General features: G+C 66.0%; 1 protein-coding gene. It reads left to right on the top strand.

All coding sequences use genetic code 11. The features are described from left to right. Positions 1-606, top strand: a 606-nt coding sequence (locus H8S61_RS17240) for a Rossmann-fold NAD(P)-binding domain-containing protein (protein WP_494546108.1), incomplete at both ends; no start/stop codon positions are given.

The following is a 606-nucleotide window of genomic DNA, read 5'->3' as shown; positions in this document are numbered from 1 at the left end:
CCGACCTCGGCGGCCACGCGCAGTTCTTCGGCCCGGGCACCATCCAGCTCGGCGGCCACGAGACGCTCGAGGACACGGCGCGGGTCATGGGCTCGCTCGTGGACATCCTCATGGCCCGCGTGAACCGCCACCCCGACGTGGTGGGCCTCGCCGCGAACTCCGCCGCGCCGGTCGTCAACGGCATGTCCGACTACAACCACCCCACGCAAGAGCTCGGCGACCTCATGACGATGATCGAGAACCTGCCCGAGGGCAAGTCCATCGAGGACTGCAAGCTCGCCTTCGTCGGCGACGCCACGCAGGTGTGCGTGTCGCTGATGTTCATCGCCTCGAAGATGGGCATGGACTTCGTGCACTTCGGCCCGAAGGGCCACCAGGTGACCGACGGCGGCCTGGTCGTCGACAAGACCGTCGACATCATGGCGATCGCCGAGGAGAACTGCAAGGCGTCCGGCGGCACGATCACCGTGTCCGACGACATCGAGAGCATCAAGGGCGCCGACTTCGTCTACACCGACGTGTGGTACGGCCTCTACGACGAGGAGGAGGGCGGCGCGAGCTACATGGACGTCTTCTACCCCAAGTACCAGGTGACGATGGACATGA

The organism is Eggerthella hominis (genome assembly GCF_014287365.1).
Lineage (GTDB): Bacteria > Actinomycetota > Coriobacteriia > Coriobacteriales > Eggerthellaceae > Eggerthella > Eggerthella guodeyinii.
Note: the sequence above shows the minus strand (reverse complement) of the source record. Positions and strands in the feature narration are given on the sequence as shown.